The following is a 9369-nucleotide window of genomic DNA, read 5'->3' as shown; positions in this document are numbered from 1 at the left end:
CGAGAGCCTCATAGGAATGGCAAAAACTCAGGCGCCCTAACTTAGCAGTCGTTTCCGCTTGGGCACCTGAGATTCTGGCTATGAGGCGGATAGACGGGCGCGACTCAAGGTCGCGCAGGTAAATCAGCCGCGGTGTCGCGATTCCACAGCGTTGCGCAGGGTATCGATCAACGCCTGGATACGGGCGTGTTGCATTTTCATCGAAGCCTTGTTGACCACCAGGCGCGAGCTGATCGTGGCGATCAGTTCCTGAGGTTCCAAGCCATTGGCGCGCAGGGTGTTGCCGGTGTCGACCACGTCGATGATCTTGTCGGCCAGACCGATCAGCGGTGCCAGCTCCATCGAGCCGTAGAGCTTGATGATGTCGACCTGACGGCCCTGTTCGGCGTAATAACGCTTGGCGACGTTGACGAACTTGGTCGCCACACGCAGACGGCCCTTGGGCTCGGCCGCGCCGATCTTGCCGGCGGTCATCAGTTTGCATTGGGCGATCTGCAGGTCCAGTGGCTCGTACAAGCCCTGACCGCTGTATTCCATCAGCACGTCTTTGCCGGCAACGCCGAGGTCGGCCGCGCCATGCTCGACATACGTCGGCACGTCGGTGGCACGCACGATCAGCAGACGTACGTCGTCCTGGGTCGTGGGGATGATCAGCTTGCGGCTCTTGTCCGGATTCTCGGTCGGCACGATGCCCGCTTCAGCGAGAAGCGGCAGGGTGTCGTCAAGGATGCGGCCCTTGGACAGTGCGATGGTCAACATGGGAAACGTCAGTCCTTATCAAGGTACTCATGTCCGGTCGCAATCGACGCCGGACACACATCGAGCCGGATAACGGCTCGATTCGAAACGAATTCAGTGGACACGTCCCTGTGTCCTCATGCAGCTGTTAGCCCGGAACGCGACGGATCTTGGCGCCCAGCATCTGCAGTTTTTCTTCGATGCACTCGTAACCACGGTCGATGTGGTAGATGCGGTCGATCAGGGTATCGCCTTCGGCGACCAGAGCCGAGATCACCAGACTGGCCGAAGCACGCAGGTCGGTTGCCATCACTGGCGCGCCTTTGAGGACTTCAGTACCGGTGACGATGGCAGTGTTGCCTTCGACCTGGATCTTGGCGCCCATGCGGTGCAGCTCGTACACGTGCATGAAACGGTTTTCGAAGATCGTCTCGATCACGGCACCAGTGCCTTCGGCAATGGCGTTGAGCGAGATGAACTGCGCCTGCATGTCCGTCGGGAACGCCGGGTACGGCGCAGTGCGCACGTTGACCGCTTTCGGGCGCTTGCCGTGCATGTTCAGCTCGATCCAGTCTTCACCGCAGGTGATTTCTGCGCCGGATTCGCGAAGTTTTTCCAGAACCGCTTCGAGGATGGTCGGATCGGTGTCCTTGACCTTGACGCGACCACCGGTGACCGCAGCGGCCACCAGGTAGGTGCCGGTTTCGATACGGTCAGGCATCACCTTGTAGAAACACGAACCCAGACGCTCGACGCCATCGATGGTGATGGTGTCAGTGCCAGCACCGGAAACCTTCGCGCCCATGGCGTTGAGGAAGTTCGCCAGGTCAACCACTTCAGGCTCGCGCGCTGCGTTCTGAAGCACGCTGCGGCCCTTGGCCAGAGCAGCAGCCATCATGATGTTTTCAGTACCGGTCACGCTGACGGTATCGAAGAAGAAGTGCGCACCGCGCAGGCCGCCTTCAGGCGCCTTGGCCTTGATGTAGCCGCCTTCGACATCAATCACCGCGCCCATGGCTTCGAGACCACGGATATGCAGGTCGACCGGACGCGAACCGATGGCGCAACCGCCAGGCAGCGCGACTTCGGCTGAACCGAAACGGGCAACCATAGGGCCCAGTACCAGGATCGACGCACGCATGGTTTTCACCAGTTCGTACGGAGCGATCAGGGTCTTGATGGTGCGCGGGTCGATTTCGACGCTGAGTTTCTCGTCGATCACAGGCTCAATGCCCATGCGACCGAACAGCTCGATCATGGTGGTGATGTCGTGCAAGTGCGGCAGGTTGCCGACCGTCACCGGGCCATCGCACAGCAGAGTGGCAGCCAGAATCGGCAGGGCAGAGTTCTTTGCCCCGGAAATGCGGATCTCGCCATCAAGACGAGCGCCACCAGTAATAATCAATTTATCCATAAGAATCTCGACGCCCTTAGGCTCAGGTGCGCTCGGCCCAGGCCGCGCTGCTGAAAAATTTCATAGTGACCGCATGGATGCTGCCATCGGTGATCCATGGGTTCAAATGGGCATAGATCTGCTGCTGACGCTTCACCGGGCTCAACGCCGCCAGTTCATCGCTAATCACGTTCAGCTGGAAATTGCAGCCTTCGCCCTCAACTTCTACCAACGTTCCGGGCAGCTTTCCTTCAAGGAAGCTCTTCACTTCTACGGCCTGCATGCTCAACCTCAATCGGCGCCCTGTGCGCACGGGTCGGACATCATACAAAAAAGCCCCGCGCCTGCGAACCCCGCAAGGCAGGACTCTGACGGGGGGCTTCTTTATTGATGCGGGTTCAGGATTGCGCCAACAGTTCGGTCAGTTCACTGACCTGAGCAATTTCGCGCATGTCTTCGGGCATCGCGCGGATGCTCACAGCCTTACCGGCCGCCTGAGCATCGCGCATGAAGCACAGCAGCAACGACAAGCCGACGCTGCTGGACTTCTTCACGGCTGAACAATCGATGACCAGCGCAGAAGCCTTGCTCGACTTGATCAGCGCCTGACCTTCCTTGCGCAAGTCCGGGCCAGTGCGGTAGTCCAGCACTCCGCTGAGCAATAGCTCGTCGACATCACTCATACGAACTGCCGCCTCATTCATTGCGCTGGCTTCTCGGTGGTTTGCTTGGCCTTGGCCACTTCACCTGCCCAATTGTTGATGGTCTTGTCCAGATCATTGCCGTTACGCTGCATCGCGTCGGCGAACTGGTCCCGGAACAACTTGCCGATGTTGATGCCGTTGATGATCACGTTGCGCAGTTTCCACTCGCCGTTGATCTTCTCCAGGGTGTACTGCACAGGGTATACCGCGCCGTTGGTGCCCTTTACGGTCATGCCGACGCTGGTGCGATCACCCGATTCGTCCTTGGCAGGATCAACGGTGATGCCCTGGTTGTTGTATTCGAGCAAGGCGTTGCCGTAGAACTGGAACAGGCCTTTCTTGAAGTTTTCCTGGAAGGTCTGCATCTGCGCAGGCGTTGCCTTGCGCGAATATTTGACCGTCATGATGCTTTTGGAGATGCCTTCGGCATCGACCACCGGACCAACGATAGTGTTCAGTGCAGCATAAAAGTCGTTCGGATCCTGCTTGTATTTCTCTTTATTGGCCGACAGATCAGCAAGCATCCGGGTGGTGGTGTCCTGAATCAGATCGTGCGCTGACTGTGCCGCCACAGCGGTACCCATCAGTGGCAATGTCGCGAGCAACACCAACAGGCCACGTCGCAAGGTAGAGATCATTCAAAAGCTCCTCATTTGGCGTCTTTGCTAACGGTATTGAGCAGGAATTTACCGATCAGGTCTTCCAGTACCAGTGACGACTGTGTGTCGTGAATGGTTCCACCATCCTTCAGAGGGGTATCTTCCCCGCCTACGCTGATACCGATGTATTTCTCGCCCAGCAGACCAGCGGTCAGGATAGACGCTGTGGAGTCGGTCGGCAGGTTGTCGACCTTTTTATCCACTTGCAGGGTCACCCGACCGGTGAAGCTGTCGCGATCCAGATCGATTGCGGTGACCTTGCCGATGGTTACACCGGCCATGGTCACTTTGGCTCTGACCGTCAAACCGGCGATATTGTCGAAGTAGGCATAAAGTTTATAAGTTTCGGTGGTCGAAGTCGGAGACAGGCCACTGACCCGCAAAGCAAGCAGCAGCAAAGCCAGGATCCCTGCCAGCAGGAACAGGCCGACACCGATTTCCAGGGTGCGGTTTTGCATCAGAAATCTCCAAACATCAAAGCGGTCAGAATAAAGTCCAGGCCCAGTACTGCCAGCGAGGCAAATACTACGGTCTTGGTGGTGGCACGACTGATCCCCTCGGAAGTGGGCTCACAGTCATAGCCTTGGAATACGGCGATCCAGGTCACGACGAAGGCGAAAACGATACTTTTGACGACGCCGTTGAGCACGTCACTGGTGAAGTTCACGCTGTTCTGCATGTTTGCCCAATAAGACCCTTCATACACGCCAAGCCAGTCGACAGCCACCCACGAACCGCCCCAGATACCCACCACGCTGAAAATCATCGCCAGCACCGGCAGGGAAATGAATCCGGCCCACAGACGCGGGGCAATAATGTATTTGAGCGGGTCGACACCGATCATTTCCAGACTGGAAAGCTGCTCGGTGGACTTCATGTTGCCGATTTCCGCGGTCAGCGCCGAACCGGCACGTCCGGCGAACAGCAGCGCAGTCACCACAGGGCCGAGCTCTCGCAGCAGCGTCAGCGCAACCATCTGCCCCACCGCCTGCTCCGAACCGTAGCTCGACAGAATGCTGAAACCCTGAAGTGCCAGCACCATGCCGATGAAAATCCCCGAGACCACAATGATCACCAGCGACATGACGCCGACCGAATGCAACTGCTTGACCAGCAAGCCGAAACCGCCGCTGATACCGCCACGCCCTATCAAGGCGTGAAACAGGAACAGCGTTGCACGACCAAACACCGCAATGGCATCGATCGCCGCTTCGCCGAAACGACGCACGCGTTCTATTAATGAAATTCTGCGCATCAGCGCTTCCCCAGAAGATCTGCGCGGTAATCCGTCGCTGGAAAATGGTACGGCACCGGGCCATCGGGATTGCCGGTCATGAACTGGCGGATACGCAGTTCGTCCGAGTTCATCAGCTCATCGGGCGTGCCCTGCCCCAGTACCTGACCATCACCCACTACATAGATGTAGTCGGCGATGCTCGCGGTTTCGGCCAGATCGTGCGAAACCACGATACTGGTGATCCCCAACGCATCGTTGAGCAGACGAATCAGGCGTACCAGCACGCCCATGGCGATCGGGTCCTGCCCAACGAACGGTTCGTCGTACATGAGAATCTGCGGATCAAGCGCAATGGCCCGCGCCAGCGCTACGCGCCGCTTCATGCCACCGGACAGCTCATCGGGCATCAAGTCGATGGCACCGCGCAGCCCCACCGCCTGCAATTTGAGCAGGACGATGTCGCGGATCATTTCTTCCGGCAACTCGGTATGAACGCGCAGGGGGAAAGCGACGTTCTCGAAGACATCGAGATCGGTGAACAGAGCGCCGCTCTGAAACAGCACACCCATGTGCTTGCGTGCATCGAACAGATCACTGCGCGACAGCGCCGGCAGGTTCTGACCGTTGACCCAGACTTCGCCGCTGGCAGGACGCAACTGTGCGCCCATCAAACGCAGCAGCGTGGTCTTGCCACACCCGGAAGGCCCCATGATGCCGGTGACCTTGCCGCGCGGTATGCGAATATCGACGTTATTGAAAATGCTGCGCGCACCGCGCTTGAAGGAGACTCCCTTCAGCTCGACCGCGTAGGCGTTATCGGCACTCATCTAAACTCCTTGCGATGCAGCCTCTCACTCGGACGCCTGGCTTTATTTAAAAAGCACGTACATCCCGGGCAGGCCGAACTGGCGGCGAACTATATCACTGCAAAGGCCATGCGCCCAAGGCTTGTGCCAGCCTGTGTTCGGCGATATGGCAGGTCTGCGGGATGTTTTGCCGGGTTTGGGTAACGAGTAATGACAAAGCACAACGAACTTGCGTGAGGCTTTTCAACATAACCGCTATAATCGCCGCCTTTTCATCGGACTATACGATTTCTGACATGAGCCAATCCAGCGACCTGATTCAATCGGCACGACGCACCATCCGCCTCGAAGTGGAAGCCGTACAAGGCTTGTTGCCCCAAATCGACGCCGATTTCGTACGCGCTTGCGAGTTGATTCTGGCCAGCAAAGGCCGTGTAGTAGTGGTCGGCATGGGTAAATCCGGGCACGTCGGCAACAAGATTGCCGCCACACTGGCGAGCACCGGCACCCCGGCATTTTTCGTACACCCGGCCGAAGCCAGCCATGGCGACATGGGCATGATCACCCGCGATGACGTGATCCTGGCCTTGTCGAATTCCGGCTCGACCAACGAAATCGTCACGCTGCTGCCTTTGATCAAGCGTCTGGGCATCCTGTTGATCAGCGTGACCGGCAACCCGGCCTCGCCGCTGGCCAAAGCCGCCGAGGTGAACCTCAACGTTCACGTCGAACATGAAGCCTGCCCGCTGAACCTGGCTCCGACGTCCTCAACCACGGCCGCACTGGTCATGGGCGATGCCTTGGCCGTGGCGCTACTGGAAGCGCGCGGTTTCACCGCAGAAGACTTTGCCTTTTCCCATCCGGGTGGCGCCCTTGGCCGTCGCCTGTTGCTGAAAGTGGAAAACGTCATGCACACCGGGCAAGACTTGCCGCAGGTGCAGCGGGGCACACTGCTCAAGGATGCGCTGATGGAAATGACCCGCAAGGGTCTGGGCATGACTGTCATCCTTGAAGCCGACGGCAAGCTCGCCGGGATTTTTACCGACGGCGATTTGCGCCGCACCCTGGATCGCAGCATCGACATCCGCAGCGCCACCATCGATCAGGTGATGACGGCCCACGGCAAAACCGCACGGCCCGAAATGCTCGCCGCCGAAGCCCTGAAAATCATGGAAGACCACCGAATCAACGCACTGGTCGTTGTCGATGAGGAAGATCGCCCGGTCGGCGCTTTCAACCTCTCCGATCTGTTGCGCGCAGGAGTGATGTAAATGAGCACCGATCTGTTACAACGCGGCAAAGCGATCAAACTGGCGGTTTTCGACGTCGACGGCGTCCTCACTGACGGTCGCCTGTACTTCCTTGAAGACGGCAGCGAATTCAAGACTTTCAACACCCTCGACGGCCAAGGCATCAAAATGCTCATGAACGCGGGTGTGCAGACCGCCATCATCAGTGGCCGCAAAACCCCCGTAGTTGAGCGCCGAGCGAAAAACCTCGGCATCCCGCACCTGTTTCAGGGGCGCGAAGACAAATTGGTGGTTCTGGACGGTCTACTTGAACAACTGGGCCTAAGCTATGAACAGGTCGCCTACCTCGGTGACGACCTGCCCGACCTGCCGGTGATCCGTCGCGTGGGACTGGGCATGGCCGTAGCCAACGCTGCCGACTTCGTCCGCGAACATGCCCACGGCGTAACCCGGGCACGTGGCGGCGAAGGTGCAGCCCGCGAATTCTGCGAATTGATCCTGCGCGCCCAGGGCCGCCTCGATGCGGCCAATGCCGCGTACTTGTGAGCCAAACAATGTTCAGCAAAAAATTTCGTAACTTCCTGCTGTTCGGTTGCATCGCCGCGATATTCGCTGCGGTCGGCTACTGGAACATCAGCCCGGAACGCTTCCTCGACAAGCCTGCGGTTTCCTCCGTAGAAACGCCTATCGACTGGTATGCGACCAACACCCACACCGTGCAATATCTTCCGGACGGCAAAGTGCAGTATGAAATGACCTCCGAGAAGGCCGAGCACGTCAAGGCGACCGACATTACGCTGGTCACCAAGCCTGACCTGAACATGTACCGCGGCACAGATTTCCCGTGGCACGTGACCAGCGAACGCGGCGAAGTGAACTCGGGCGGCACCGAAGTCGAGCTGATCGACTCAGTACGCATCAAGCGCACCGATGAAAAGAACCGCGCCACCCTGATCACGTCCACTCGCATGACGGTGTTCCCGCAGCAGGAATATGCGCAGACCGCGCAACCCGTTAGAATCGACGGCGCTGGCGGTGTATCGACTGGCGTAGGAATGAAAGCGTATCTGAAGGAAAGCAGGATACACCTGCAATCGAACGTAAGAGGACAGTATGAGGCTCGTTAAAACCCTCCCTATTTTGCTCAGTCTGGGCGCAGCACTGGGAAGCGTGAGCGCCTGGGCTCTGCCGAACGATCAAGAGCAGCCAATCCGCATTCAGGCCGACGATGCCCAACTGGACGACAAGAATGGCGTTGCCACTTATAAAGGCGACGTGATCATCACCCAGGGCTCGATGAAGGTTACCGGCAACACCGTAACCATCACCCGTACCCCGACCGGTGACATCGACGTGGTGACCTCGGTGGGCAACCTGGCCTACTTCGAGCAACTGCAAACCGCTGGCGATACCAAACCTGTTCAGGGATGGGGCGTGACGATCCAGTACCACGCTGCGCAAAATCGCGTCGTGCTGATCGACAAAGCCAAGGTTGTCGACAAGGACAACAACACCACCCAGGGCGAGAAAATCGTCTACGACACCGTGAAGAAACTGGCCAGCGCCGGCCGCGCTACCGGCAGCAAAGTCACCGAAGCGCGTCCGCGCATCGACATGGTGATCCAGCCGAAGAAGAAAACCGAAGAGAAAACCCAGTAATGGCAACTCTGAAAGCTCAGCACCTGGCCAAGGCCTATAAAAGCCGCCAGGTCGTGCGTGACGTCAGCCTGTCGATCGACAGCGGCCAGATTGTCGGCCTGCTCGGCCCCAACGGTGCCGGCAAGACCACGTGTTTCTACATGATCGTCGGCCTGGTACAGGCCGATCAGGGCCGTGTGCTGATCGATGATCTGGACGTCAGCCACCAGCCGATGCACGGTCGCGCCAAGGCGGGTATCGGCTATCTGCCGCAAGAAGCGTCGATCTTCCGCAAACTGTCGGTGGCCGACAACATCATGGCCATCCTCGAGACCCGTCAGGAACTCGACAAGGCCGGCCGTCGCAAGGAGCTGGAAAGCCTGCTGCAGGAATTCCACATCAGCCACATTCGCGACAACCTCGGCATGAGCCTGTCCGGTGGTGAACGTCGACGGGTGGAAATCGCCCGCGCCCTGGCGACAGCACCGAAATTCATCCTGCTCGACGAACCGTTCGCCGGTGTCGACCCGATCTCGGTCGGCGACATCAAGCAGATCATCCATCATCTCAAGGCCAAGGGCATCGGTGTTCTGATCACCGACCACAACGTCCGTGAGACACTGGACATCTGCGAAACCGCCTACATCGTCAACGACGGTCAGTTGATTGCCGAAGGCGATGCAGAAACCATCCTGGCCAACGATCTGGTCAAGGAAGTGTATCTGGGCCATGAATTCCGCCTGTAAGCCTGTTAGTGCCGAGTGAGCCGCCCGGGCGCTGTATCGATTCAAGCAGAATTTAATACGCTTTAATTGTTACAGCGCTCTAGGCAAACACTTCAGTTTCAGGCATATAATTTGCTTAAGTTTGGCGCTCCGGCGCCCTGTAGTGGATGGCGCATAGCGCCGGCGAATAAGGTGTTAAGCCCCTGCCATGAAACCATC

Annotated in this window: 13 protein-coding genes; 5 read left to right on the top strand and 8 right to left on the bottom strand. The window is 58.3% G+C overall.

Annotated features, from left to right (window positions below; genetic code table 11):
* Window positions 1–123: 123 nt before the first annotated feature.
* The 8 genes from hisG to ACIOVB_RS22415 form a co-directional block, all read right to left on the bottom strand.
* Window positions 124–759 (bottom strand): ATP phosphoribosyltransferase, encoded by a 636-nt coding sequence (hisG, locus tag ACIOVB_RS22450; protein WP_016771668.1) that lies wholly within the window; start codon window positions 757–759, stop codon window positions 124–126.
* 127 nt (window positions 760–886) lie between these two features.
* Window positions 887–2152 (bottom strand): UDP-N-acetylglucosamine 1-carboxyvinyltransferase, encoded by a 1266-nt coding sequence (murA, locus tag ACIOVB_RS22445; RefSeq protein ID WP_187676790.1) that lies wholly within the window; start codon window positions 2150–2152, stop codon window positions 887–889.
* Between the two features lie 22 nt (window positions 2153–2174).
* The gene (locus ACIOVB_RS22440; RefSeq protein WP_007912386.1) at window positions 2175–2414 is read right to left on the bottom strand and encodes a BolA family protein; all 240 of its coding nucleotides are present in this window, start codon (window positions 2412–2414) and stop codon (window positions 2175–2177) included.
* Window positions 2415–2529: 115 nt separating this feature from the next.
* Window positions 2530–2835, bottom strand: coding sequence for a lipid asymmetry maintenance protein MlaB (locus ACIOVB_RS22435; RefSeq protein ID WP_187676789.1), 306 nt, complete (start codon window positions 2833–2835; stop codon window positions 2530–2532).
* The gene (locus ACIOVB_RS22430; RefSeq protein ID WP_187676788.1) at window positions 2832–3473 is read right to left on the bottom strand and encodes a phospholipid-binding protein MlaC; all 642 of its coding nucleotides are present in this window, start codon (window positions 3471–3473) and stop codon (window positions 2832–2834) included. Before ACIOVB_RS22430 ends, ACIOVB_RS22435 begins: the two co-directional genes overlap by 4 nt.
* A gap of 11 nt (window positions 3474–3484) precedes the next feature.
* On the bottom strand, window positions 3485–3952 hold the full coding sequence (gene mlaD, locus ACIOVB_RS22425; RefSeq protein ID WP_187676787.1) for an outer membrane lipid asymmetry maintenance protein MlaD: 468 nt from the start codon (window positions 3950–3952) through the stop codon (window positions 3485–3487).
* Entirely contained in the window at window positions 3952–4749 is a 798-nt protein-coding gene (mlaE, locus tag ACIOVB_RS22420) for a lipid asymmetry maintenance ABC transporter permease subunit MlaE (RefSeq protein WP_401271489.1), read from the bottom strand. Before mlaE ends, mlaD begins: the two co-directional genes overlap by 1 nt.
* Window positions 4749–5558, bottom strand: coding sequence for an ATP-binding cassette domain-containing protein (locus tag ACIOVB_RS22415; protein ID WP_401271486.1), 810 nt, complete (start codon window positions 5556–5558; stop codon window positions 4749–4751). The genes mlaE and ACIOVB_RS22415 overlap by 1 nt, the downstream gene beginning before the upstream one ends.
* Window positions 5559–5833: 275 nt before the next feature.
* On the opposite strand from ACIOVB_RS22415, the gene ACIOVB_RS22410 reads away from it, so the two are divergent.
* From ACIOVB_RS22410 to lptB, 5 genes are read left to right on the top strand one after another with little or no spacing between them, the layout of a single operon-like run.
* Window positions 5834–6808: a KpsF/GutQ family sugar-phosphate isomerase gene (locus tag ACIOVB_RS22410; RefSeq protein ID WP_401271483.1), complete on the top strand. Its 975-nt coding sequence runs from the start codon at window positions 5834–5836 to the stop codon at window positions 6806–6808.
* Window positions 6809–7333: an HAD family hydrolase gene (locus tag ACIOVB_RS22405; protein ID WP_042557670.1), complete on the top strand. Its 525-nt coding sequence runs from the start codon at window positions 6809–6811 to the stop codon at window positions 7331–7333.
* A gap of 8 nt (window positions 7334–7341) precedes the next feature.
* Window positions 7342–7914 (top strand): LPS export ABC transporter periplasmic protein LptC, encoded by a 573-nt coding sequence (lptC, locus tag ACIOVB_RS22400; RefSeq protein ID WP_187676783.1) that lies wholly within the window; start codon window positions 7342–7344, stop codon window positions 7912–7914.
* On the top strand, window positions 7901–8446 hold the full coding sequence (lptA, locus tag ACIOVB_RS22395; RefSeq protein WP_008085067.1) for a lipopolysaccharide transport periplasmic protein LptA: 546 nt from the start codon (window positions 7901–7903) through the stop codon (window positions 8444–8446). The genes lptC and lptA overlap by 14 nt, the downstream gene beginning before the upstream one ends.
* Window positions 8446–9171: an LPS export ABC transporter ATP-binding protein gene (lptB, locus tag ACIOVB_RS22390; RefSeq protein WP_008085069.1), complete on the top strand. Its 726-nt coding sequence runs from the start codon at window positions 8446–8448 to the stop codon at window positions 9169–9171. The genes lptA and lptB overlap by 1 nt, the downstream gene beginning before the upstream one ends.
* The last annotated feature ends 198 nt before the right edge of the window (window positions 9172–9369 follow it).

The sequence above is a fragment of the Pseudomonas sp. NPDC087639 genome, assembly GCF_044743385.1.
Taxonomy (GTDB): Bacteria; Pseudomonadota; Gammaproteobacteria; order Pseudomonadales; family Pseudomonadaceae; genus Aquipseudomonas.
The sequence above is the reverse complement of the archived record's forward strand: the minus strand, read 5'-3'. Positions and strand labels throughout refer to the sequence as shown.